Annotated in this window: 22 protein-coding genes and 1 riboswitch; of the genes, 13 read left to right on the top strand and 9 right to left on the bottom strand. The window is 58.6% G+C overall.

Translation table 11 applies throughout. From position 1 onward, the window contains the following. Position 1: 1 nt before the first annotated feature. Positions 2 to 1,141: a UDP-4-amino-4-deoxy-L-arabinose aminotransferase gene (arnB, locus tag LGL98_RS01365; protein WP_136033781.1), complete on the bottom strand. Its 1,140-nt coding sequence runs from the start codon at positions 1,139 to 1,141 to the stop codon at positions 2 to 4. Between the two features lie 396 nt (positions 1,142 to 1,537). Further along, entirely contained in the window at positions 1,538 to 2,044 is a 507-nt protein-coding gene (locus tag LGL98_RS01360; protein ID WP_004181483.1) for a phenolic acid decarboxylase, read from the bottom strand. Between the two features lie 97 nt (positions 2,045 to 2,141). On the opposite strand from LGL98_RS01360, the gene LGL98_RS01355 reads away from it, so the two are divergent. The 7 genes from LGL98_RS01355 (at position 2,142) to nikR (ending at position 8,424) form a co-directional block, all read left to right on the top strand. After that, complete coding sequence (locus tag LGL98_RS01355; RefSeq protein WP_136033783.1) at positions 2,142 to 3,002, top strand: LysR family transcriptional regulator; 861 nt, start codon at positions 2,142 to 2,144, stop codon at positions 3,000 to 3,002. Between the two features lie 138 nt (positions 3,003 to 3,140). Next, a complete protein-coding gene (gene nikA, locus LGL98_RS01350) occupies positions 3,141 to 4,709 on the top strand; it encodes a nickel ABC transporter substrate-binding protein (RefSeq protein ID WP_136033787.1) in 1,569 nt (522 codons plus the stop codon). Beyond that, the gene (nikB, locus tag LGL98_RS01345; protein WP_136033789.1) at positions 4,709 to 5,653 is read left to right on the top strand and encodes a nickel ABC transporter permease subunit NikB; all 945 of its coding nucleotides are present in this window, start codon (positions 4,709 to 4,711) and stop codon (positions 5,651 to 5,653) included. The genes nikA and nikB overlap by 1 nt, the downstream gene beginning before the upstream one ends. Further along, on the top strand, positions 5,650 to 6,483 hold the full coding sequence (gene nikC / locus LGL98_RS01340) for a nickel ABC transporter permease subunit NikC (protein WP_136033791.1): 834 nt from the start codon (positions 5,650 to 5,652) through the stop codon (positions 6,481 to 6,483). The genes nikB and nikC overlap by 4 nt, the downstream gene beginning before the upstream one ends. Next, positions 6,483 to 7,247, top strand: a complete 765-nt coding sequence (nikD, locus tag LGL98_RS01335) for a nickel import ATP-binding protein NikD (protein WP_136033793.1) — start codon at positions 6,483 to 6,485, stop codon at positions 7,245 to 7,247. Before nikC ends, nikD begins: the two co-directional genes overlap by 1 nt. Next, positions 7,244 to 8,035, top strand: a complete 792-nt coding sequence (nikE, locus tag LGL98_RS01330; protein WP_136033795.1) for a nickel import ATP-binding protein NikE — start codon at positions 7,244 to 7,246, stop codon at positions 8,033 to 8,035. Before nikD ends, nikE begins: the two co-directional genes overlap by 4 nt. Next, positions 8,023 to 8,424, top strand: coding sequence for a nickel-responsive transcriptional regulator NikR (gene nikR, locus LGL98_RS01325; protein ID WP_004181488.1), 402 nt, complete (start codon positions 8,023 to 8,025; stop codon positions 8,422 to 8,424). Before nikE ends, nikR begins: the two co-directional genes overlap by 13 nt. A gap of 27 nt (positions 8,425 to 8,451) precedes the next feature. On the opposite strand, the gene LGL98_RS01320 is transcribed toward nikR, so the two are convergent. Continuing rightward, positions 8,452 to 8,811, bottom strand: a complete 360-nt coding sequence (locus LGL98_RS01320) for a type II toxin-antitoxin system HicB family antitoxin (RefSeq protein ID WP_004181489.1) — start codon at positions 8,809 to 8,811, stop codon at positions 8,452 to 8,454. Further along, positions 8,808 to 9,083 carry a type II toxin-antitoxin system HicA family toxin gene (locus tag LGL98_RS01315; RefSeq protein ID WP_136033797.1) on the bottom strand — a complete coding sequence of 92 codons (276 nt, stop codon included), beginning with the start codon at positions 9,081 to 9,083 and terminating at the stop codon, positions 8,808 to 8,810. Before LGL98_RS01315 ends, LGL98_RS01320 begins: the two co-directional genes overlap by 4 nt. A gap of 158 nt (positions 9,084 to 9,241) precedes the next feature. Continuing rightward, positions 9,242 to 9,423: riboswitch (M-box (ykoK) riboswitch) on the top strand. Positions 9,424 to 9,478: 55 nt separating this feature from the next. Between LGL98_RS01315 and LGL98_RS01310 the strand changes: the two genes are divergently transcribed. Continuing rightward, the gene (locus tag LGL98_RS01310) at positions 9,479 to 10,492 is read left to right on the top strand and encodes a magnesium transporter (protein WP_136033799.1); all 1,014 of its coding nucleotides are present in this window, start codon (positions 9,479 to 9,481) and stop codon (positions 10,490 to 10,492) included. A gap of 39 nt (positions 10,493 to 10,531) precedes the next feature. Here the strand turns inward: LGL98_RS01310 and LGL98_RS01305 are convergent, their stop codons facing one another. Continuing rightward, positions 10,532 to 11,725 (bottom strand): BaiN/RdsA family NAD(P)/FAD-dependent oxidoreductase, encoded by a 1,194-nt coding sequence (locus LGL98_RS01305; protein WP_136033801.1) that lies wholly within the window; start codon positions 11,723 to 11,725, stop codon positions 10,532 to 10,534. 229 nt (positions 11,726 to 11,954) lie between these two features. Here LGL98_RS01305 and pitA point away from each other — a divergent pair, with 229 nt between their 5' ends. Next, on the top strand, positions 11,955 to 13,451 hold the full coding sequence (pitA, locus tag LGL98_RS01300; RefSeq protein ID WP_025710729.1) for an inorganic phosphate transporter PitA: 1,497 nt from the start codon (positions 11,955 to 11,957) through the stop codon (positions 13,449 to 13,451). A 59-nt stretch (positions 13,452 to 13,510) separates the two neighbouring features. Here the strand turns inward: pitA and uspB are convergent, their stop codons facing one another. Continuing rightward, positions 13,511 to 13,846 (bottom strand): universal stress protein UspB, encoded by a 336-nt coding sequence (gene uspB, locus LGL98_RS01295; RefSeq protein WP_002921203.1) that lies wholly within the window; start codon positions 13,844 to 13,846, stop codon positions 13,511 to 13,513. 382 nt (positions 13,847 to 14,228) lie between these two features. On the opposite strand from uspB, the gene uspA reads away from it, so the two are divergent. After that, positions 14,229 to 14,666: a universal stress protein UspA gene (gene uspA / locus LGL98_RS01290; protein ID WP_004145166.1), complete on the top strand. Its 438-nt coding sequence runs from the start codon at positions 14,229 to 14,231 to the stop codon at positions 14,664 to 14,666. Between the two features lie 257 nt (positions 14,667 to 14,923). After that, complete coding sequence (dtpB, locus tag LGL98_RS01285; protein WP_002921264.1) at positions 14,924 to 16,396, top strand: dipeptide/tripeptide permease DtpB; 1,473 nt, start codon at positions 14,924 to 14,926, stop codon at positions 16,394 to 16,396. A 145-nt stretch (positions 16,397 to 16,541) separates the two neighbouring features. Here dtpB and rsmJ read toward each other — a convergent pair whose 3' ends face one another. The 3 genes from rsmJ to LGL98_RS01270 all read right to left on the bottom strand — a co-directional run bounded on the left by rsmJ (position 16,542) and on the right by LGL98_RS01270 (position 20,798). Further along, complete coding sequence (rsmJ, locus tag LGL98_RS01280; protein ID WP_136033802.1) at positions 16,542 to 17,294, bottom strand: 16S rRNA (guanine(1516)-N(2))-methyltransferase RsmJ; 753 nt, start codon at positions 17,292 to 17,294, stop codon at positions 16,542 to 16,544. Positions 17,295 to 17,301: 7 nt separating this feature from the next. Then, positions 17,302 to 19,344 carry an oligopeptidase A gene (prlC, locus tag LGL98_RS01275; RefSeq protein ID WP_136033803.1) on the bottom strand — a complete coding sequence of 681 codons (2,043 nt, stop codon included), beginning with the start codon at positions 19,342 to 19,344 and terminating at the stop codon, positions 17,302 to 17,304. A gap of 182 nt (positions 19,345 to 19,526) precedes the next feature. Further along, on the bottom strand, positions 19,527 to 20,798 hold the full coding sequence (locus tag LGL98_RS01270; RefSeq protein ID WP_136033804.1) for an acid phosphatase: 1,272 nt from the start codon (positions 20,796 to 20,798) through the stop codon (positions 19,527 to 19,529). Positions 20,799 to 20,991: 193 nt separating this feature from the next. On the opposite strand from LGL98_RS01270, the gene LGL98_RS01265 reads away from it, so the two are divergent. Both LGL98_RS01265 and gorA read left to right on the top strand, forming a co-directional pair. Beyond that, positions 20,992 to 21,834 (top strand): 23S rRNA (adenine(2030)-N(6))-methyltransferase RlmJ, encoded by an 843-nt coding sequence (locus LGL98_RS01265; RefSeq protein WP_136033805.1) that lies wholly within the window; start codon positions 20,992 to 20,994, stop codon positions 21,832 to 21,834. A 72-nt stretch (positions 21,835 to 21,906) separates the two neighbouring features. Continuing rightward, the gene (gene gorA / locus LGL98_RS01260; RefSeq protein ID WP_136033806.1) at positions 21,907 to 23,259 is read left to right on the top strand and encodes a glutathione-disulfide reductase; all 1,353 of its coding nucleotides are present in this window, start codon (positions 21,907 to 21,909) and stop codon (positions 23,257 to 23,259) included. Positions 23,260 to 23,264 lie beyond the last annotated feature (5 nt).

Genomic DNA, 23,264 nt, shown 5'->3' with positions numbered 1-23,264 from the left:
ATCAACGTCCTGACAACTGGCGCAGTGCGGAGATAACGCGAGTGACATCGTCATCGGTCATGTCCGGGAACAACGGGAGAGAACAGATGCGGGCGCTGTTCCATTCGGTATTCGGCAGGGAAACCTCAGGGAAGCGTTCGCGGTAATATTTTTGCGTATGAGCCGCACGGAAGTGCAGGCCGGTGCCGATGCCCATCGCCTTCAGCTTTTCCATCAGCGCGTCGCGGCTGATGCCGCACGCGGCCTCATCGACGCGGATGATAAACAAGTGCCAGGCGTGCTGGTGATCCCATGTCGGGACGCTCAGCGGTTTAAACGGCGTGTCCGCCAGCTCGCGCAGGTAGCGCTGGGCAATCTCCGTCCGGCGCTGATTGGCGTGGCTCAGTTTTTCCAGCTGGACCAGCGCCAGCGCGGCGTTGATATCGGCAAGGTTGTACTTGAAGCCCGGGGTGATCACCTCCGCCTGCGGCGCGCGACCGTGGGTCTGACGATCATAAGCGTCCACGCCCAGACCATGAAATTTCAGACTGCGGATACGGGAGGCCAGCTCGTCGTCGTCGGTGACAATCAGCCCGCCTTCGGCGCAGGTCATGTTTTTGATCGCGTGGAACGAGAAAATCGCGGTCCCCTGCCAGCCTACGTGGCGGCCTTTATAATGGGTACCGGCCGCATGGGCGGCATCTTCGATCACCGGAATGCCATGGCGCTCGCCCACCGCGCGAATGGCGTCGATGTCGGCTGGCGCCCCGGCGTAGTGCACGGGAATTATCGCTTTGGTACGCGAGGTGATCGCTGCCTCCACCGCTGCAGAGGTAATCATCAGATTGTCGTTATCGACATCGATCATCACCGGCGTGGCGCCCAGCAGGCAGATCATATTGAGAGTGGAGACCCAGGTCTGGGACGGCGTAATGACTTCATCGCCGGGGCCAATACCCAGCGCCATCAGGGTCACATGCATCCCGCCGGTCGCTGAACTGACGGCAATCGCGTGGCGGTTGCCGGTCAGCTGGCAGAATGCCGCTTCAAGTGCCTGATTCTTCGGTCCGGTAGTGATCCAGCCCGACGCTAAAACTTCACGCAGGGCTGCCAGCTCTGCGTCGCCCATCGACGGGCGCGAAAAAGGCAAAAAATCGCTCATCATCATCCTGTTCTGTAGTTGACCCACGCACAAATCAGGGTCGTTAGAATAAAATATCCTGCGCCTGCGGACTTAAACGAAATTAAAATGAAGTGAGTTCAGCGCGGCATTCCATTTCAGGGTATTTCGACCACTATTAATGTAGTCGACCTTGCTTAGGATAATATTAAGAAATTAATATTTTCTCAGAATAAGAAATAACTCATTACTAAACAGTATGATAGGAATTTTTTATGGCAGGGATATGACAGGAAAGCGTTCCTGTTAAGTGGAAATAAACAGGAACGCAATAGCAGAAAGTAAACGGGAATTAAACCAATACACAATACTCTAATTAGCGATCGTTACGCTTAATGACAAAATGTTCGCGCAGATCACAAATTTATTGCTGTTGAATTACAAATTTGCAGGGAAATCCGCAGGCAATTCACTCGCCGGGCAATTAATGACCTCGTCATTATCCGCGCCACAGTCGCGAATGAAGGTGATAGTGGCGAACTCGTCAATTACTTCTGTCGGGTAGGCCGGGCCGGCATCGCGATACGAATTCATCAGCGGAATGTGATCGTTCTGGAAGCAGATGGTTTTTTCCGGGTTATTCATGATCCAGCGCGGGAAGAAGATTGTACCGTGGAACAGTTTGTCGCCCAGGTTGACGATCAGGCTGACGTCGGTGCCGGTCGGTTCGGTCCAGGAGATTTTGTAGATACTTTCCCCCACCCGCACAATGTACGCTTCCTGATCTTTCACCCAGCGATTGCCGACGATGCCGCTGTGAATACGGTAGTCGAGGGTGTGGCCATTTTTGACGTAAATCTCGTAGTTCCAGCCGTTGTCGTAGGTGTAGACCAGATGTTTACCGATAAAGCCGCTGAGGTCATGTTTGTCGAAAGTGCTCATTATTTATTCTCCTCTGTTTTGTTGAGGACAGCATACGTCTTTAAAAAATGAATGAATAACGCTATGTTTGGATTAAATACATCCAAATTTTAGATTGATTATGCACAAGACAACCCTGGAGCAGTGGGCGTTACTCGAAAAGGTAGTGGAATTGGGGAGCTTTGCCAGAGCGGCGGAGGAGACCAACCGCAGTCAGTCATCGGTGAGCTATAACCTCGCGCTGCTGCAGGAGCGCTTAGGCGTGGCGCTGCTGGCGCCGTCCGGCCGGCGGGCTGTGCTCACTCCCGCGGGTGAATTACTGCTGAATCAGGTCAAGCCGCTGCTGCAGGCCTTCGCCTACGTCGAGACGCACGCCGCCACCTTACGCAACGGGGCGCGCACCCGCCTGGATCTGGTGGTCGACAGCATTTTCCCGCGCCAGCGGCTGTTCGCCATTTTACGCCAGTTTCAGCAGCGCTATCCGCAGACCCAGGTCAGACTCACCGAAGTGCTGGAAAACGTTGATGACGAGAGCGCGGCGCGGACGGAAGCTGATGTGATGGTGCTGACCCGCCGCCAGGATATTACCGGCCGCGGAGAGTGGCTGATGAATATTGATTTCATCGCCGTCGCCCATCGCGATCATCCTCTCGCCGCGCTGGAGGGGCCGCTGGAGGATAGCGCGCTGGCGCCGTGGCCGCTGGTGCGCATTGCCGACCAGACCGGCGATGGCCAGGCGACGCGTGACGCCTGGACCTTCTCCACCATTGACGCCGCCATTGATGCGGTGATGTATCAAGTCGGGTTCGGCTGGCTGCCGGAAGAGCGCATTCGCCCCCATCTCGACCAGGGCGTGCTGAAGCGACTGCCCCTCAGCCACGGCGCGCGCCGTGCGACGCCGCTGCATCTGATCGTCAAGCGGGATCTGGCGCCGATCGACGAACAGGTGGCCACGCTGCTGGGGCTGTTCCGGGCGCCCTGAGGGACAGGGAGGCGACTATCGCCTGCGCGTAACAATACGATTTTCTTATATTTTCCGGCGCAATATTGATCCAGATTACGCGCAAAGTATGATGAATCATTAAAATCGTCATACTTTCCTGTCGTTGAGATCGCCGTCTTGTCTATTATCCGCCTCACCCTGCTGGCGCTGGTCGCCTGCGTCCCTCTGCTGGCTCAGGCCGCGCAGCACCAGCTCACCACTGCCTGGCCGGTTAACGTCGGCCCACTGAATCCCCATCTCTATACGCCCAACCAGATGTTTGCCCAAAGCATGGTCTATGAACCGCTGGTGAAGTATCAGGCTGACGGCAGTGTCCAGCCCTGGCTGGCAATCCGCTGGCGTCACACCGCCGATGGTAAAACCTGGTGGTTCACCCTGCGCGACGATGTGACCTTCTCCAATGGCGAACCGTTTAACGCCCAGGCCGCGGCGGCCAATTTTCAGGCGGTGCTGGCCAATCGCCAACGCCACGCCTGGCTTGAGCTCGCCAACCAAATAACCGACGTGCGGGCGCTCAGCGCCACTGAGCTGCAGATCACCCTGAAAAGCGCCTACGCTCCTTTACTACAAGAGCTGGCCCTGCCCCGCCCGTTCCGCTTTATCGCCCCCTCGCAGTTTATCGATGGTGGCACCGCCAGGGGCATTAAAGCCCCGATCGGCACCGGCCCGTGGCGGCTGGCAAGCTCGCAGCTCAATCAGCGCGATGTGCTGGTACGCAATGAGCACTACTGGGGTCGCAAACCCGCGCTACAGCAAATCACCATCAACGTGATCCCTGACGCCACCAGCCGGGCAGTAGCGTTCGAAACCGGGGAAATCGATATGCTCTACGGCGATGAAGGGCTACTGCCGCTGGATACCTTCGAACGTTTTCGCCATCACCCCGGCTACGTGGCTCGTCTGTCTGCCCCGGTGGAAACCGTGATGCTGGCGCTAAACGCCAGCCAGGGCCCGACCCGCGAGCTGGCGGTTCGCGAGGCGCTCAACTACGCCGTCGATAAACAGACCCTTGTCGATAGCGTGTTGTATGGCACCCAACAGGTTGCCGACACCCTGTTTGCCCCCTCCGTCCCTTACGCCCCGCAGGATCTGACGCCGCGTCGTTACGACCCGGCAAAAGCCCGCGCCCTGCTGGAGCAGGCCGGCTGGCAGCAGCTGGAGGGCCAGCCCTGGCGACAAAAAGCCGGGCAACCGCTGGCGATTGAGCTGGCGTTTATCGGCACCGACGCGTTGGCTAAATCGATGGCCGAAATTATTCAGGCCAATCTGCGGCAGGTCGGCGTGCAGGTCACCCTGGTGGGCGAGGAGGAGAGCAGCATTTACGCGCGCCAGCGCGAAGGCCGCTTCGGCATGATCTTCAATCGCACCTGGGGCGCGCCTTACGATCCGCATGCCTTTTTAAGCTCGATGCGCGTGCCGTCGCATGCGGATTACCAGGCCCAGCGAGGCCTGCCGGACAAAGCCCTGATTGATAAAGAGATTAGTGAAGTGCTGACCACCGGGGACGAGGCGCTGCGGAGAAAACTGTACCACGATGTGCTGACCCGTCTGCATCAGGACGCAGTGTATCTGCCCATCAGCTATGTCTCGCTGATGTCGGTTGCGCACCAGGAGGTCGGGGAGATCCCGTTCGCCCCGGTGACCACCGAGATCCCTTTCGACCAGATTACCCCGGTAACGCCATAATGCTACGCTATATTTTACGTCGCCTGCTGCTGCTGATCCCGCTGCTGCTCGCCGCCTCCGCTATCATCTTTCTGCTGCTGCGGCTCGGCACCGGCGACCCGGCGCTGGATTATTTACGCCTGTCGAACCTGCCGCCCACTGAAGAGATGGTTACCTCGACCCGCGAGCTGTTGGGGCTCAACCAGCCGCTGGCAATGCAGTATCTGCACTGGCTATGGCGGGCGCTGCACCTGGATTTCGGTCTCTCCTATGCCACCCAGCGCCCGGTGCTGGACGACCTGCTGCACTTCCTGCCGGCCACCCTGCTGCTCACCGGCGCGGCGCTGGCGCTGATCCTCGTCACCTCCCTGCCGTTGGGCATCTGGGCGGCGCGCCATCGCGATCGCCTGCCGGACTATGTCGTACGGCTGATTGCCTTCCTCGGCGTCTCGATGCCCAACTTCTGGCTGGCTTTTCTGCTGGTGATGCTCTTTTCCGTGCATCTGCAGTGGCTCCCGGCGATGGGGTATGGCGACTGGCAGCACCTGATATTGCCCGCCGTCTCCATCGCCTTTATGTCGCTGGCGATTAACGCCCGCCTGCTGCGCGCCAGCATGCTGGACGCCGCCAGCCAGCGTCACGTGGTGTGGGCGCGCCTGCGCGGATTGAGCGCGCGCCAGGTGGAGCGCCGACATATCCTGCGCAACGCCACCCTGCCGGTGGTGACCGCCATGGGTATGCATATTGGCGAACTGATCGGCGGCACCATGATTATCGAAAATATCTTTGCCTGGCCCGGGGTCGGCCGCTACGCGGTTTCCGCGATCTTCAATCGTGATTACCCGGTGATCCAGTGCTTTACCCTGATGATGGTGACGGTCTTCGTGCTGGCTAATCTGGCGGTGGATGTGCTTAACGCGGCGCTCGACCCGCGCCTGCGCCGCCACGAGGAGGTGAGCGCATGAGATGGCTACATGGCTTTCGCTGGCCGGTAAAACTGGCCATCCTGGTTATCGCGCTACTGGCGGTCATCGCCATCGGCAGCGGCTGGTGGCTGCCCTGGGATCCAGCGGCGATTGACCTGCAACAGCGGCTGCTGCCGCCGGGCGCAGCGCACTGGCTTGGCACCGATCATCTCGGTCGGGATATTTTCTCACGCCTGCTGGCCGCCACTCGCGTTTCGCTGGGGGCGGTGATGGCTTGTCTGCTGCTGGTGTTGCTGATCGGCCTGGCGGTCGGCGGCTGCGGCGGACTGCTGGGCGGCCGCGCCGACCGCGGCCTGATGCGCCTCGCCGAGCTGTTTATGACCTTTCCAACCTCGATCCTGTCGTTCTTTATGGTGGGGGTGCTGGGTACCGGGTTGACCAACGTGATCCTCGCCATTGCGCTGTCGCACTGGGCCTGGTACGCCAGAATGGTGCGTAACCTGGTGGTTTCCCTGCGCCAGCGCGAATTTATCCTCGCCGCCCGTCTGAGCGGCGCCAGCCAATGGCGGCTGTTCAGCGACCATCTGGCCGGGGCGGTGATCCCCTCGCTGCTGGTGCTCGCCTCGCTGGATATTGGCCATATGATGCTTCACGTGGCCGGCATGTCGTTCCTCGGCCTCGGCGTCAGCGCGCCGACGGCGGAATGGGGGGTGATGATCAACGACGCCCGGCAGTATATCTGGACCCAGCCGCTGCAAATGGTCTGGCCGGGACTGGCGCTGTTCATCAGCGTGATGGCTTTTAACCTGCTGGGCGACGCGCTGCGCGATCGTCTCGATCCCCACCTGATCGCGGAGCATAGTCACTGATGCCGCAGAAGATCCAACTGGAACAGATCTCGCTTGCCGCTGACCGACCGCTGGTCAGCGACGTCTCCTTCACCCTGCGCCGCGGCCAGGTGCTGGCGCTGCTCGGCAGCAGTGGTTGCGGAAAATCGCTGACCTGCGCCGCCGCGCTGGGCCTGCTACCGCCCGGCGTCAGGCAAACCGCCGGCCGGGTGCTTCTCGACGGCATTCCGGTGCACGGCGAACAGCTGCGCGGGGCGACCATCGCCACCATCATGCAGAACCCGCGTAGCGCCTTTAACCCGCTGCATACCATGGCCGCGCACGCCCGGGAAACCTGCCGGGCAGCGGGTCGTGAAACGAATGACGCCGTGCTGCTGGCAGCGATGGAGGAGGTCGGTCTGGACAATCCGCGGGCGCTACTGAAGCGCTACCCTTTTGAAATGAGCGGGGGCATGCTGCAACGGATGATGGTCGCTCTCGCCCTGCTCAGCCGCGCGCCCTTTATCATCGCCGACGAGCCGACGACCGATCTCGATGCCATCGCCCAGGCGCGCATCCTCGATCTGCTGGCGGATATTGTCGCCAGACGCGGTCTGGGTCTGCTGCTGGTGACGCATGACATGGGCGTCGTGGCGCGGCTGGCGCATCACGTGACGGTCATGGAGAACGGTCGTCTCGTTGAACACTGCGATGTGAATACGCTATTTAGCGCCCCACAGCACCCGCTGAGCCAGCGCCTGCTGGCCGCGCATCTGGCGCTGTACGGCCTGGAGAAAACAGCATGAATCTACTCAGCGCTACCAGGGTAAGTCACGATTACCCTCACCACGGCAGAGTCCTGCACGAGATACAACTCGCCATCGCCCCCGGCGAAACGGTGGCCCTGCTCGGACGCAGCGGTTGTGGGAAAAGCACTCTGGCACGGATGCTGGTGGGTCTGGAAACGCCGCAGCACGGCGATATTGCCTGGCGCGGCACGCCGCTGACCGCCCTCAAGGGCGAAGCCATCGGCGCCTTCCGCCGCGATATTCAGCTGGTGTTTCAGGATGCCTTCAGCGCGGTGAATCCGCGTAAAACGGTACGCGAGATCGTCAGCGAGCCGCTGCGCCATCTGTTGCGCTTGTCGCGTGAGGAGCGTGCGCGGCGGGTGGAAGAGATGCTGCTGGCCGTCGACCTCGCGCCGTCGCTGCTCGATAAGCGCCCGGCGCAGCTCAGCGGCGGACAGCTGCAGCGCGTCTGCCTGGCACGCGCTCTGGCGGTACGGCCGCAGCTGTTGATCCTTGATGAAGCGGTTTCGAATCTCGATCTGCTGCTGCAAGCGGAGATTATTGCCCTACTGAAACGACTGCAGGCACAGTTTGACACCGCCTGCCTGTTCATCACCCATGACCTGCGGCTGGTCGAACGCTTTTGCCAGCGAGTGCTGGTGATGGAGCATGGACGCATTGTCGAAACCGCAACGGTGAGTCTACCGCTACGCCTGCGCTCCCCTGCCGGACAGGCGCTCCAGCAAGCGGTGCTCCCCCCTTTTCCTGCCACTCTGCTTAACGAGGCCATACCATGCAGCGCGTAACCCTGACCCTTGATGATGACCTGCTGGCCGCCCTCGATGCGCTCAGCGCCCGCCGCGGCTACCACAACCGTTCGGAGGCGGTACGCGATATTCTGCGCGACGCCCTCAACCAGGATCCGCCGTCGCCGGAATCACGGCGCGGGTATGCCGTTCTGTCGTATGTGTATGAACATGAGAAACGCGAACTGGCGAGCCGGCTGGTGGCCACCCAGCATCATCATCACGATCTCTCCGTCGCCACGCTACATGTGCATATCAGTCATGACGACTGCCTGGAGATTGCGGTGCTGAAAGGAGACATGGCCGAGGTACAGCATTTTGCCGACGACGTGATTGCCCAGCGCGGCGTGCGCCATGGGCATTTGCAGTGTTTAGCGGATGAAAATTAAAACGATAGCGAGCTGCTGCAGGCTGTTTTAAGCCTGTTTGAGACGTTCATTGAGCGTCTCAAGGATCCAGGTATTTACGGAAACCTGCTCCTCCGCAGCGGCGGAGCTAAGACGCTCGCCAAATGACTCAGGATAGCGCAGCGTGAAGGTTTTCATCTTTTCCGGGTGAGCATAAGGCTCAATCCCCGCTTCATGACAATCTGCGAGATACTCTTGTAATGATATCTCGCCCTCCTGTTGTAACCCTTGAATACTATCGGAAACAAAATCGCAATATCCTGATAATCCAAGGAACTTACCGCGGAATGCATTGAGCTCAGGCACGTAATTGATAACGGCAGGCTGGCCGGCAATCTCCATTGAGTTTGGCGTTTTAGGTTTGATCATGGTTTTACCCCTATAGTGATTAACCAATCGCGCACGCTCTCCACGGCGCCTTTGTCGGTATCCGGCGAAGGATGAGGCCTGTGAAAGCTGGCAATGCTGTGGTTCAACAAAAATTTACAGCGCGAGCCGCGTCCTTCTTTAATCTCCCCGCCTAACGCTTTAATTAGCGATTCAATGTCGGCCCATTTAATGCCCTGTGGCACAGGGATTTTAAACAGTTGCTCCAGCGTCTGGCGCTGTTTATTACGTAAAGATAAAACCTGCTGCTCCATCGCCCTGCCCCATGACTTCATCCATTGAAGTCAAGCTAATGATAGCACAAGATGAAGTCAAGCCAAATCCTGATGAAGTTTGTTTATCAACAGTTGATAAACCATATAAATTATATGCTTTGTGAATTATCCCGCTTCGCCAATAATGGCGCCTCATTTAACGATCTCGTTATGGCGAGGCTCCTGCATAAATACAAGTTACCGCCCTGTTGGTATCGAGAGAGACCACTCAGGGAAATACAGGCTTCCATCGAATCAAGGTGTTGCCAAGGTAACTTCTGGCGGTCATGACCGTTCAGATACGTTATGCAGTGCTAAAACCAGGACGTAGGGATCTGCCTGCGCTAACCCTGTCTTGTTCGCCCCTATGAGTGATTTTTTATAGGGATTTTATCATGTCTTCCATTCAACTCTGCGCCGCCCATCAGGCGACCTCTGGCTTCGACGGCGATGCAATCGCCCAGTACATGCGTACCGATTTTATTACGCTGCAGGAACATCTCAGCGTCCATGAGGCGCGAGAGCACTTTATCTCCCAGCTGGCCAGCGATGATATTCCCGGCCAGGTGTTTGTCGTCGCCGGCAGGAAACTGCGCGGCAGCCTGTCGGTCAAAAAGCTCCTGCAGGAAGGGGATGTCGGGCAGTCTATCCGCTACCTGATGGACAGCTGCCTGTTTCGCGTCAAACCTGACGACGAGCGCCCGCAGGTGATTGCCGAGCTCAGCGAGCGCGGCCTCGACCTGGTACCCGTCGTCGATAAAGGCGAGCTAGTCGGTTGCCTGATGGAAAAAGAAATTGCCCATCTGCTGGAGGATGACGTCACCGAGGACGCCCAGCTGCAGGGGGCGACGCTGCCGCTGGAAAAACCGTACCTCGAGATCAGCCCCTGGACGCTATGGAAAAAACGCTCGGTGTGGCTGCTGCTGCTGTTCGTGGCCGAAGCCTATACCAGCAGCGTGCTACAGCATTTCGAAGAAGCCCTGGAATCGGCCATTGCGCTGGCCTTCTTTATTCCGCTGCTGATCGGCACCGGCGGCAACAGCGGAACGCAGATCACCTCGACGCTGGTGCGCTCGATGGCGTTGGGGGAAGTGCGGCTGCGCGATATGGGACGGGTGATCCGCAAAGAGGTGTCGACCTCGTTTCTGATTGCCCTGACCCTGGGCCTGGCGGGCTGCCTGCGCGCCTGGATGATGGGGATTGGCATGGAAATCACGCTGATCGTCAGCCTGACGCTGGTGTGCATTACCCTGTGGAGCGCGATCGTCTCCTCGGTCATTCCGATGGTGCTTAAGCGGATCGGCATTGACCCGGCGGTAGTTTCCGCGCCGTTTATCGCCACGCTGATTGATGGCACCGGGCTGATTATCTATTTCAAAATCGCCCAGTATTTTCTTGGGTTGAACTGATCATAGACGTCCGGGCACCAGGGCGCCCGGACGCGTAGATTACTCTTCCACCAGCGCCTGCGCGCAGGCCCAGGCGCTTGACCACGCCCACTGGAAGTTATACCCACCGAGCCAGCCGGTGACGTCCATCACTTCGCCGATAAAGTAGAGACCCGGCGCCTTACGTGCCTCCATGGTACGCGACGAGAGTTCGTTGGTGTCGACGCCGCCGAGGGTCACCTCCGCCGTCCGGTAGCCTTCGGTGCCGTTCGGCTGTACGCGCCAGGCGGTTAACGTATCCACCAGCGTCTGCTGATCGCGAACGTTAAGTTGTTTGAGCGTCACATCAGGTATTTGTCCCAGCTGCTGCAGACACTCCACCAGCCGCTTCGGCAGCTGCATCGCCAGGGTGTTCTTCAGGCTCTGGTTGGGATGCGCGCTGCGCTGCTCGTTAAGGAAGTCCTCAAGATCGCAGTCCGGCAGCAGATTGACGGTGACGAACTCGCCGGGCTGCCAGTAGCTGGAAATCTGCAGCACCGCCGGGCCGGAAAGGCCGCGGTGGGTGAATAGCAGATTTTCGCGGAACAGGGTGCCGTTCTCGGCGGTAATGGTCGACGGCACCGACACGCCGGAGAGGACCTGCAGCTGCTCAAGCAGCGGTTTGTGGAGGGTAAAAGGCACCAGCCCGGCGCGGGTCGGCAGCACCTTCAGGCCGAACTGCTCGGCGACTTTATAGCCAAACGGCGAGGCGCCGAGCCCCGGCATCGACAGACCGCCGGAGGCAATCACCAGCTTTTTGGTCAACAGCGTTTCGCCGTTCACCTGTAGCCGGTAGCCTTGTTCATCTCGCTCGACGCTGAGAATTTCGCTGCGCAGGCGGATCTGCACGTCACCCTTTTCGCATTCCGCGAGCAGCAGATTGACGATCTGCTTCGCCGAATCATCACAAAACAGCTGGCCGAGCGTCTTCTCATGCCAGGCGATGCCATATTTGCCGACCAGCTCGATAAAGTCCCACTGGGTGTAGCGCGCCAGGGCAGATTTGCAAAAATGCGGGTTTTGGCTCAAATAGGCCGCCGGCTCAACATACATGTTGGTAAAGTTGCAGCGGCCGCCGCCGGACATCAGAATTTTTCGCCCCGGCTTTTTGCCGTTATCGAGCAGCAGGACGCGGCAGCCGAGCTGGCCCGCCTGCGCTGCGCAAAACATTCCCGCCGCTCCGGCGCCAACGACAATGGCATCAAACCTTTCCACACCGCGTTCCTCGTTCCCCAATTGTCGGGTTTTGTAAATATTTCACTCTGGTCACACCAGCGGGAAAAATCCCGCATTAGATACATCATTGAAAGATATAGGATTACTCCCAACAGGGTAAAACCTAAACAGGAAGAAAATCAAAAAAAGTCTATATTTCACTTTGCCCGCGCCGCTAAAGTCACTGATAATGCGCCGCGTTCATGTCCTCAAAATGGCGTAACGTCCTATGCTACATTTATTTGCCGGTCTGGATTTACATACCGGACTATTATTATTGCTTGCTTTAGCTTTTGTACTGTTCTACGAAGCGATTAACGGTTTCCATGATACCGCAAACGCGGTGGCTACGGTTATCTACACTCGCGCCATGCGGTCGCAGCTCGCGGTGGCGATGGCAGCGCTCTTCAACTTCTTCGGCGTTCTGCTGGGCGGTCTCAGCGTAGCCTATGCCATCGTGCATATGCTGCCGACCGATCTGCTGCTTAACATGGGTTCCGCGCATGGCCTCGCCATGGTGTTCTCTATGCTGCTGGCGGCGATCATCTGGAACCTCGGCACCTGGTACTTCGGTCTTCCGGCCTCCAGTTCTCACACCCTGATTGGCGCCATCATCGGTATTGGTTTAACCAACGCGCTGATGACCGGTACCTCCGTGGTTGACGCGCTGAATATCCCGAAAGTCATCGGGATTTTTGCTTCGCTTATCATCTCGCCCATCGTCGGCCTGGTGATTGCGGGCGGCCTGATTTTCCTGTTGCGTCGCTACTGGAGCGGAACCAAAAAACGGGCGCGTATCCACCTGACCCCCGCGGAACGTGAAAAGAAAGACGGCAAGAAAAAGCCGCCGTTCTGGACCCGTATCGCGCTGATCCTGTCTGCTATTGGCGTGTCGTTCTCTCACGGCGCTAACGATGGGCAGAAAGGCATTGGTCTGGTGATGCTGGTGCTGATTGGCGTTGCCCCGGCGGGTTTCGTGGTGAATATGAATGCCTCTGGTTACGAAATCACCCGTACCCGCGATGCGGTCAACAACGTGGAAACCTTCTTCCAGCAGCGTCCTGAACTGCTGAAAAAAGCCACCGGCGTTGATCAGCTGGTGCCTTCTCCGGATACCAACACCGCGGCCAATGGCGAGTTCCACTGCCATCCGGCGAACACCATCAACGCCCTTGACCGTGTTAAAATCATGCTGACCGGCGTTGAGAACTACGAGTCGCTAAAACCGGAACAGCGCGGCCAGCTGCGTCGCATCATGCTCTGCATCTCCGACACCACCGACAAAGTAGCGAAGCTGCCGGATGTGAGCGCTGACGACCAGCGTCTGCTGAAGAAACTGAAAACCGATATGCTGAGCACCATCGAGTACGCGCCAATCTGGATTATCATGGCTGTCGCGCTGGCACTGGGTATCGGCACCATGATCGGCTGGCGCCGCGTGGCGACCACCATCGGTGAGAAGATTGGTAAGAAAGGCATGACCTACGCTCAGGGGATGTCGGCTCAGATGACCGCGGCGGTTTCTATCGGTCTGGCGAGCTACACCGGGATGCCGGTTTCCACCACCCACGTACTCTCCTCCTCGGTAGCGGGGACGATGCTGGTGGATGGCGGTGGTCTGCAGAAAAAGACGGTGACCAGCATTCTGATGGCCTGGGTGCTGACCCTGCCGGCAGCGATTATCCTTTCAGGCGTCCTTTACTGGCTCTCCCTGAAACTGATTTAAGCGTTATTCGTTCAACACGGGCCAGCTTGCTGGCCCGTTTTTTTATCCCGAAGATGTCGTTAGTGCCAGATCATTAGCGCAATCAGGCTCACCACCACCAGACCGCACAGGGCGCTGGTCAGGATAAACTGCCGACGGACGCGTTCGCAGCGACGAATAAATTCATCATCGTGATGATCACGGTAGCGCTGGGCATAGATATACCACACCAGCCGCATCTGTTTGCTGGGCTGCCCGTGCGAGGTAAAAAAGCCGCCGCCATCAACGTACTGATAGAGCAAGGGATCGCAACCACGTAGCACAACCAATAATGCACGCAACGATGAGAAGTAGCGTGCCATATTCACCACACAAACGACACACAGGGCCCAAAACAGCGCAATAGTGCTGATCATACCTCCTCCCCGGCGACCCGCCCACGGAGAACCCCTCCGCGGCTACCGCTCCCCAAATAACCCACGACCATACCGTAAAGAGTGCGATTCCGATCACATTTATTTTCCCGACCGGCTCATTAAATAGTGTAGGAGATCCATTAATTTTTTTACCACAAGGTTATTCGTTATCAATACGTAAGACGGATAAATTTGTTTAACTTTTAGGTGAACCCAGTGCATTGACGGAGTGCGGGGGGCGCTATAAGGTAAGAAATATCTTCAACAATGAAGTCCTTAAAGGCTACCCTCCCGCGAATGTAGCACGCAGGACGCGGGCGAAACGGCAGCGCCAGCTGTCAGGTCCAATGGTCATCGACAAACTTATGGAAGGAGTAACACTATGGCTTACAAACATATTCTTATTGCAGTAGACCTGTCCCCGGAGAGTAAAGTACTGGTTGAAAAAGCCGTTTCTATGGCCCGTCCATATAACGCGAAAGTCTCCCTGATCCACGTGGATGTGAACTACTCCGACCTCTATACCGGGCTGATTGACGTGAACCTCGGCGATATGCAAAAACGCATCTCCGAAGAGACCCATCACGCGCTGACCGAGCTCTCAACCAACGCGGGCTACCCGATCACCGAGACCCTGAGCGGCAGCGGCGACCTCGGCCAGGTGCTGGTCGATGCGATTAAAAAATACGATATGGACCTGGTGGTCTGCGGCCACCATCAGGACTTCTGGAGCAAGCTGATGTCCTCTGCCCGCCAGCTGATCAACACCGTTCATGTCGACATGCTGATCGTTCCGCTGCGTGACGAAGAAGACGAATAATTTTCGCTTTTTCCACGCGCCAGACGCCCGCCCGATGCGGGCGTTTTTTATTTCTGCCCTCCGCCGACGCGTAACAGAACTTCAATCCGCAAATAAGCCATTCAATTAGTGTGATAAACCAGTTATTCAGCAAAATATCTATATAATAATCTATTCATTAAGCCAATAACCGCAGCATGGCGAGTGATCAGACATTTTCAGCGCGTTCTGGCATACGCGTTCATACTTTTTGGGAAAGTAAAACAAGGCGAAGGAATATGAATACAACTGCACCTACGGGCTTGCTGCAGCAACCTCGTCCGTTCTTCATGATCTTCTTTGTGGAGCTCTGGGAACGTTTTGGCTATTACGGCGTTCAGGGGATCCTGGCGGTCTTCTTTGTTAAACAGCTGGGCTTCTCTCAGGAACAGGCCTTTATCACCTTCGGCGCCTTCGCAGCGCTGGTTTACGGGCTGATCTCCATCGGCGGCTACGTTGGCGACCATCTGCTGGGGACCAAACGCACGCTGGTGCTCGGCGCGATTGTGCTGGCTATCGGCTACTTTATGACCGGGATGTCGCTGCTGAAACCGCAATTGATCTTTATCGCTCTCGGCACCATCGCCGTCGGCAACGGTTTGTTTAAAGCCAATCCGGCGAGCCTGCTCTCCAAATGCTATCCGCCGAAGGATGCCCGTCTCGACGGGGCATTTACCCTGTTCTATATGTCGATAAACATCGGTTCACTGCTGTCGCTCTCGCTGGCGCCGGTGATCGCCGAAAAGTTTGGCTACGCGGTAACCTATAACCTGTGCGGCGCGGGGCTGATTATCGCGCTGCTGGTCTACTTCGCCTGTCGCGGGATGGTGAAAGATATTGGTTCTGAGCCGGATCATCGCCCCCTCAGCCTGCGCAATCTGGCGCTGGTGCTGGCCGGGACGGTGGTAATGATTTTTCTCTGCGCCTGGCTGATGCATAACGTGATGATTGCCAACCTGGTGCTGATTGTCCTGTCGGTCGTGGTTATTGCGTTCTTTTTCCGTGAGGCGTTTCGCCTCGATAAAACCGGACGCAACAAAATGTTCGTCGCCTTTATCCTGATGATCGAGGCGGTACTGTTCTACATTCTGTATGCCCAGATGCCGACCTCGCTGAACTTCTTCGCCATCAACAACGTCCATCATGAGATCCTTGGCTTTACCATCAACCCGGTCAGCTTCCAGGCGCTGAATCCCTTCTGGGTAGTGGTCGCCAGCCCGGTGCTGGCGGCGATCTACACCCATCTCGGCCACAAAGGCAAAGACCTGACCATGCCGGTGAAATTTACCCTCGGGATGTTCCTCTGCGCGCTGGGCTTTCTCACCGCCGCGGCCGCCGGGATGTGGTTCGCCGACGCCCAGGGGTTAACCTCGCCGTGGTTTATTGTGCTGGTTTATCTGTTCCAGAGTCTGGGCGAACTGTTGATCAGCGCCCTGGGGCTGGCGATGGTCGCTGCGCTGGTGCCGCAGCATCTGATGGGCTTTATTCTGGGGATGTGGTTCCTGACCCAGGCCGCCGCGTTCCTGCTGGGCGGCTACGTAGCAACCTTCACCGCGGTGCCGGAAAACATCACCGACCCGCTGCAGACCTTGCCGGTCTATACCAATGTGTTCAGTAAAATTGGCCTGGTGACGCTGGGCGTCACGGTGGTGATGGCGCTGATGGTGCCGTGGCTGAACCGGATGATTAATACCCCGGCCAGCGCCGAGTAACCATTTAAGATGGCCGATCCGCGCTGGCGCCGTTTGTTCAGATATTGAGATTCCCGGCTTACGCTGCACTGAGCCGGGCGACAATTCGGTAGCCCGGATAAGGCGCGTTGCGCCGCTATCCGGGAGATACCATCACGGCCTAATATTACTCCGGCGTACCGGCGTAAATATCAAACCGATGTCCTTTGGTCACCACCGCATTCGGCGTGGCGACTTCCCCCAGCGGCGGCGCATAATCCGGGCGCTTCACCACCACCCGCTTAGTTGCCAGCTGGCGCGCCGGGGCCAGCAGGCCATCGGCGTCTAAATCCGGCCCCACCAGCGACTGAAAGACGCGCATCTCTTTCTTCACCAGCGCGCTTTTCTGCTTATGCGGGAACATCGGATCGAGATACACCACCTGCGGGCGCGGGGTGATATCGGTCAGCGCCGTCAGGCTGGAGGCATGGATCAGCTGCAGCCGTTCCTGCAGCCAGCCGCCGATTTCCGCGTCAGCATAGCCGCGCGCCAGGCCATCATCGAGCAGCGCGGCGACCACCGGATTGCGCTCCAGCATCCGCACGCGACAGCCGACCGACGCCAGCACAAAGGCATCGCGTCCCAGCCCGGCGGTGGCGTCAACCACATCGGGCAGGTAATCGCCTTTGATGCCCACCGCTTTTGCCACCGCTTCACCACGACCGCCGCCAAACTTGCGCCGGTGGGCCATCGCCCCGCCGACGAAATCGACAAAGATGCCGCCAAGCTTGGGCTCATCGCGCTTGCGCAGCTCCAGATGCTCCGCCGTCAGCACCAGCGCCATCAGGTTATCGTCATCCTGCTCCAGCCCCCAGCGGGCGGCTAAAACAGATAAGGCGCCGTCACCGGCGCCTGTTTCATCAAGTAAGCAGATCTTCACGTAGCAATCAGCCTTTGATCCCGTAGTGCTCCAGCATCGCGTCCAGCTGCGGCTCGCGCCCGCGGAAGCGTTTGAACAGCTCCATCGGCTCTTCGGAACCGCCGCGGCTCAGGATATTGTCGAGGAACGACTGACCGGTTTCGCGGTTGAAAATCCCCTCTTCTTCGAAGCGCGAGAAGGCGTCCGCCGCCAGCACGTCGGCCCACAGGTAGCTGTAGTAACCTGCCGCATAGCCGCCGGCGAAGATGTGGCTGAACGCGTGCGGGAAGCGGCCCCAGGTCGGGCCCGGCACCACGGCGACCTGTTTTTTAATCTCGGCCAGCGTCTCAAGGATTTTCGCCCCCTGCTCCGGTTTGTACTCCGCGTGCAGGCGGAAGTCGAACAGGCCGAACTCCAGCTGGCGCAGAATAAACATCGCCGCCTGGTAGTTTTTCGCCGCCAGCATTTTCTCCAGCAGCTCCTGCGGCAGCGGTTCACCGGTTTCATAATGGCCGGAGATAAAGGCCAGCGCTTCCGGCTCCCAGCACCAGTTTTCCATAAACTGGCTCGGTAGCTCGACCGCATCCCACGGCACCCCACTGATGCCGGAAACGCCGGCGGTATCGATGCGGGTCAGCATATGGTGCAGACCGTGGCCGAACTCGTGGAACAGGGTGATCACTTCGTCATGGGTGAACAGCGCCGGCTTGCCGTTGACCGGGCGGTTGAAGTTACAGGTCAGGTAGGCGACCGGCTTCTGCAGGGAACCATCCAGTTTACGCATCTGACCGACGCAGTCGTCCATCCACGCCCCGCCGCGCTTATGCTCGCGGGCATACAGGTCGAGATAGAAGCTGCCGCGCAGCTCATTGTTTTCATCATACAGCTCGAAGAAGCGCACTTCCGGATGCCACACATCGACATCGGTACGCTCTTTGGCGGTAATGCCATAAATACGCTTAACCACTTCAAACAGGCCGTTAACGGCTTTGTTTTCCGGGAAATAGGGGCGCAGCTGCTCATCGCTGATGCTGTAGAGATGCTGTTTCTGTTTTTCGCTGTAGTAAGCGATGTCCCACGGCTGCAGTTCATCGACGCCAAACTCGGTTTTAGCGAAGGCGCGCAGCTGAGCCAGCTCTTTTTCGCCCTGCGGACGCGCGCGTTTTGCAAGGTCGGTGAGGAAGTCGAGCACCTGCTGTGGATCCTCCGCCATTTTGGTGGCGAGGGATTTAAAGGCATAGCTGTCAAAACCCAGCAGCTGCGCCAGCTCATGGCGCAGCGCGAGGATCTCCGCCATCACCGGGCTGTTATCCCATTTCCCGGCGTTCGGCCCCTGATCGGACGCGCGGGTGGAGTAAGCGCGGTACATCTCTTCGCGCAGCGCCTGGTTGTCGCAGTAGGTCATCACCGGCAGATAGCTCGGAATATCCAGGGTCAGCAGATACCCTTCCTGCTCTTTGGCCTGCGCCTGAGCCTGAGCGGCGGCCAGCGCGCTTTCCGGCATACCGGCCAGATCGGCGACATCGGTCACCAGCTTGTTCCAGCCCATGGTGGCGTCGAGGACATTGTTGCTGTACTGGTTACCCAGCTCAGAGAGGCGCGCTGCGATTTCACCGTAGCGCTTCTGTGCCTCCGGCGGCAGGCCAATCCCGGATAATTCAAAATCACGCAGCGCGTTATCAACCGCTTTTTTCTGCGCGGTGTTCAGCGTGGCGTAGTTATCGCCATCGCGCAGGTCACGATAGGCTTTATACAGGCCTTCATGCTGGCCGACCCAGGTGCTGTACTCAGAGAGCAGCGGCAGGGTCTGTTCGTAAGCTTCGCGCAGTTCCGGGCTGTTTTTTACCGAATTCAGATGGCTGACTGGCGAGAAGATGCGTCCCAGCACATCGTCCACTTCCGCCAGCGGCTGGCAAAGATTTTCCCAGCTATACGGCGCGCCGTGCGCCACCGCGCTTTCCACCGCGGCCCGGCAATCCTCCAGCGCTTTGGTGACCGCAGGGACCACGTGCTCTGGTTTGATCGCAGAAAAAGGCGGCAGGGAAAAAGGCGTCAGTAATGGATTGGTCATATGCGCTGTCCTGTTGAAAAGGGTGAATGAAGCGCGCGTCCGGCGCTTATGCATGAGATCTAGAATGGGGGATAGTTGGGGGAATTTCAATGACGGGCGGTGCGTCAGCCTGGGTATTGCTGCGATAAGTCCGCCCGTTGCCGGAAAAGCACGACACGTAGTGCAGCGTGCCGGAAACCGCATTAATGCCTTTTTTGCGCCATCTCCCAGGCCGCCGACAGATTCAGCCGCTGCCAGAACTGCTGTTCGGGGGTGGCGCCGGATAGCGGGTAACCCGCCGGCAGCGCGGTGTTGACCATCAATGCCCGACGCTGGGCCGCTGACAACTGCGGCAGGGCATCTTCCAGCAGCACTTCCGCCCCCTCCGGCACCTGCAGACGCGGCTGCGACCCCTTCTGCTGCGGTAGATCGTAAGTCATGGTGAAGCGAGAAAAATCACGCATCGCCGGATCGCGCCAGGGATCGTCTTTCACGCTGCTCTTCGCGCACTCGGCAAGCGATGTGCCGCAGGCTTTCGCCAGCGCGGCGCGCAGCTGATCGCGGGCTTCGTTAAATAATACCCGGTAGTGCGGATCGTTAAGATAATGGGCCACGTTGCGCTCGGCTACCATCCGCGAGCCAATCACGTCCAGCGGGTAGTGGACGCCCAGCACGATGCGCGAGTAGCCATAGCGGGCGCCGCGGGTTACCAGCGCGTCGTAGCGCTCCGGGATCATCGCCGCCAGCAGCAGCGCATCGGTATAGCCGGTGTTGGTGTGGCCGCTGGGGAACGAGCCGCCGTCAGCGGTGTAGGGCTGGTTATCCTTCACCACCACATCGTCAGGCACCAGGTGAATGGTGTTGCCCTGAACCAGAAACGGCCGCGGATTGTTGAAGTGCTTTTTCGCCACGCCGGTGCTGACCTCCGAGGCTTTGATCAATGCTGCCGCTTTCCCCAGCGCGCCCTGGTCATAGGCGGTCAGAAACGCTTTGCCCAGCCGCGGCCCCAGCGCATCGCTGAGGAAGTAGAGGTAGCTAATCCCTTCCGCATCGGCCAGCGCCTGACGGCGCGTGGTCTGCACGGCATCGCGATTGATGCTAGTCACTGTCGCCAGATTCTGCTTCACGACGGTCTCCGGCAGGGTGCTGAATGCCGACAGCAGCGCAATGCCCGCCTGCTGGTTGGCCCGGGTCTGGAAGTCATAGCCGCTGGCCTTCAGCCAGGCGGTATCGGCCTGAGTTTGGTTTTGTTTGGTGTGCGCTAACCGATCGCGGGTCAGCGTGGCGGCATCCCCCTGCAAAGCGTGGCGTAGCTGGGCCAGCGCCTGTTGTTCAAGATCGTCATACGCCTGGCTGGAGGCAGCCGGCGTCACGCTATTGGCGAGGGCCGCCGCCCTGTTCAGCGGGATGTCTTTAGCCAGAACCGGTTGCGCCAGCAGTAGCGCGACGGCCAGCAGCGAGAGTTGCCTTTTCATTATTTTTCCTTTTATTCAAATAATTACCTTGCCTGTACCCGACGCTAGCGCGGCCGTTTGACGTTTTTATGACAGCGTTATGTTTTGCAACGCTTTTGGTAGAAATGAAACAGCGCGGCGGCGCAGCGGTAATCTCGGCCGATCTGCGGTAAACTATCGGTTAACTTGTTTACTTCCCGGAATCTCTGTATCCATGCTCAGTTATCGCCACAGCTTTCACGCAGGCAACCACGCCGACGTCCTCAAACACACCGTTCAGAGCCTGATCATCGAAGCGCTGAAAGAGAAAGAAAAACCGTTTCTCTACCTGGACACCCACGCTGGCGCGGGCCGCTATCAGCTGAGCGGCGAGCACGCCGAGCGTACCGGCGAGTATCTCGAAGGCATCGCCCGCATCTGGCAGCAGGACGACCTGCCGGCAGAGCTGGAGCCGTATATTTCGGTGGTCGAACACTTCAACCGTAATGGCCAGCTGCGCTACTACCCGGGCTCGCCGCTGATTGCCCGTCAGCTGCTGCGCGAGCAGGACAGCCTGCAGATGACCGAGCTGCACCCGAGCGACTTCCCGCTGCTGCGCGCCGAATTCCAGAAAGACAGCCGCGCGCGCGTCGATAAAGCCGATGGCTACCAGCAGCTGAAAGCCAAGCTGCCGCCGGTATCGCGCCGCGGGTTGATTCTGATCGACCCGCCGTATGAAATTAAAACCGACTATCAGGCGGTGGTGACCGGGATTAACGAAGGCTACAAACGCTTCGCCACCGGCACCTACGCCCTGTGGTACCCGGTGGTGCTGCGCGCGCAGATCAAGCGCATGATCAAAGAGTTAGAAGCCACCGGCATTCGCAAAATCCTGCAGATTGAGCTGGCGGTGCGTCCGGACAGCGACCAGCGCGGTATGACCGCCTCCGGGATGATCGTCATCAACCCGCCGTGGAAGCTGGAGCAGCAGATGAACAATGTGCTGCCGTGGCTGCACAGCAAGCTGGTTCCGGCCGGCACCGGCCACGCCACCGTCAGCTGGATCGTACCGGAGTAATCGCAACCATCGGTGGAACCTTTTAAGCCTCGCGCTACAATCGCGGCAATCAACGATTAAGGACATATGGGCATGAGCAAACATTATGATTACCTCGCCATCGGCGGCGGCAGCGGCGGTATCGCCTCAATTAACCGTGCAGCGATGTACGGCCAGAAGTGCGCGCTGATTGAAGCCAAAGAGCTGGGCGGCACCTGCGTCAACGTCGGCTGCGTGCCGAAAAAAGTGATGTGGCATGCGGCGCAGATCCGCGAAGCAATCCACCTGTATGGCCCGGATTATGGTTTCGATACCACCATCAATCATTTCGACTGGAATAAGCTGGTCGCCAGCCGCAGCGCCTATATCGACCGCATCCATACCTCCTACGACAACGTACTGGGTAAGAATAAAGTTGATGTTATCAAAGGGTTCGCGCGCTTTGTCGATGCCCATACCGTGGAAGTGAACGGCGAAACCATTACCGCCGATCATATCCTGATCGCCACCGGCGGCCGCCCGAGCCACCCGAACATTCCGGGTGTGGAATACGGTATTGATTCCGACGGTTTCTTCGAACTGCCGGCGCTGCCGAAGCGCGTGGCGGTAGTTGGCGCGGGCTATATTGCCGTTGAACTGGCCGGCGTGATTAACGGCCTCGGCGCCGAAACGCACCTGTTCGTGCGTAAACACGCGCCGCTGCGCAGCTTCGATCCGCTGATCGTGGAGACCCTGGTGGAAGTGATGGACGCCGAAGGTCCGCAGCTGCACACTAACGCGATACCAAAAGCGGTGGTCAAGAATGCTGATGGCAGCCTGACGCTGGAGCTGGAAGATGGCCGCAGCCAGACCGTTGATTGCCTGATCTGGGCGATTGGCCGCGAACCGGCGACCGATAACTTCAACCTGGCGGCTACCGGCGTAAAAACCAACGATAAAGGCTACATCATCGTTGATAAGTTCCAGAACACCAACGTGCCGGGCATCTACGCGGTGGGCGATAATACCGGCGCCGTCGAGCTGACCCCGGTCGCCGTGGCCGCAGGCCGTCGTCTCTCCGAACGCCTGTTTAACAACAAGCCGGAAGAGCACCTGGACTATAGCAACATCCCGACCGTGGTCTTCAGCCACCCGCCTATCGGCACCGTCGGCTTAACCGAGCCGCAGGCGCGCGAGCAGTACGGCGACGACGCCGTGAAGGTCTACAAATCGTCCTTTACCGCGATGTACACCGCCGTCACCTCTCACCGCCAGCCGTGCCGCATGAAGCTGGTGTGCGTCGGCCCGGAAGAGAAGATTGTCGGCATCCACGGCATCGGCTTCGGGATGGATGAGATGCTGCAGGGCTTTGCGGTGGCTCTGAAGATGGGCGCCACCAAAAAAGACTTCGACAACACCGTCGCCATTCACCCGACGGCGGCAGAAGAGTTCGTCACCATGCGCTAAGACGC

The organism is Klebsiella africana, from assembly GCF_020526085.1.
Taxonomy (GTDB): Bacteria; Pseudomonadota; Gammaproteobacteria; order Enterobacterales; family Enterobacteriaceae; genus Klebsiella; species Klebsiella africana.
This window is presented reverse-complemented; position numbering and strand designations above follow the sequence as displayed.

Coding starts and splice junctions, on each gene's coding strand:
- arnB (WP_136033781.1), bottom strand. CDS start 1,141: ATGAGCGATTTTTTGCCTTTTTCGCGCCCGTCGATGGGCGACGCAGAG.
- LGL98_RS01355 (WP_136033783.1), top strand. CDS start 2,142: ATGCACAAGACAACCCTGGAGCAGTGGGCGTTACTCGAAAAGGTAGTG.
- nikB (WP_136033789.1), top strand. CDS start 4,709: ATGCTACGCTATATTTTACGTCGCCTGCTGCTGCTGATCCCGCTGCTG.
- nikC (WP_136033791.1), top strand. CDS start 5,650: ATGAGATGGCTACATGGCTTTCGCTGGCCGGTAAAACTGGCCATCCTG.
- nikD (WP_136033793.1), top strand. CDS start 6,483: ATGCCGCAGAAGATCCAACTGGAACAGATCTCGCTTGCCGCTGACCGA.
- nikE (WP_136033795.1), top strand. CDS start 7,244: ATGAATCTACTCAGCGCTACCAGGGTAAGTCACGATTACCCTCACCAC.
- nikR (WP_004181488.1), top strand. CDS start 8,023: ATGCAGCGCGTAACCCTGACCCTTGATGATGACCTGCTGGCCGCCCTC.
- LGL98_RS01320 (WP_004181489.1), bottom strand. CDS start 8,811: ATGATCAAACCTAAAACGCCAAACTCAATGGAGATTGCCGGCCAGCCT.
- LGL98_RS01315 (WP_136033797.1), bottom strand. CDS start 9,083: ATGGAGCAGCAGGTTTTATCTTTACGTAATAAACAGCGCCAGACGCTG.
- LGL98_RS01310 (WP_136033799.1), top strand. CDS start 9,479: ATGTCTTCCATTCAACTCTGCGCCGCCCATCAGGCGACCTCTGGCTTC.
- pitA (WP_025710729.1), top strand. CDS start 11,955: ATGCTACATTTATTTGCCGGTCTGGATTTACATACCGGACTATTATTA.
- uspB (WP_002921203.1), bottom strand. CDS start 13,846: ATGATCAGCACTATTGCGCTGTTTTGGGCCCTGTGTGTCGTTTGTGTG.
- uspA (WP_004145166.1), top strand. CDS start 14,229: ATGGCTTACAAACATATTCTTATTGCAGTAGACCTGTCCCCGGAGAGT.
- dtpB (WP_002921264.1), top strand. CDS start 14,924: ATGAATACAACTGCACCTACGGGCTTGCTGCAGCAACCTCGTCCGTTC.
- prlC (WP_136033803.1), bottom strand. CDS start 19,344: ATGACCAATCCATTACTGACGCCTTTTTCCCTGCCGCCTTTTTCTGCG.
- LGL98_RS01270 (WP_136033804.1), bottom strand. CDS start 20,798: ATGAAAAGGCAACTCTCGCTGCTGGCCGTCGCGCTACTGCTGGCGCAA.
- LGL98_RS01265 (WP_136033805.1), top strand. CDS start 20,992: ATGCTCAGTTATCGCCACAGCTTTCACGCAGGCAACCACGCCGACGTC.
- gorA (WP_136033806.1), top strand. CDS start 21,907: ATGAGCAAACATTATGATTACCTCGCCATCGGCGGCGGCAGCGGCGGT.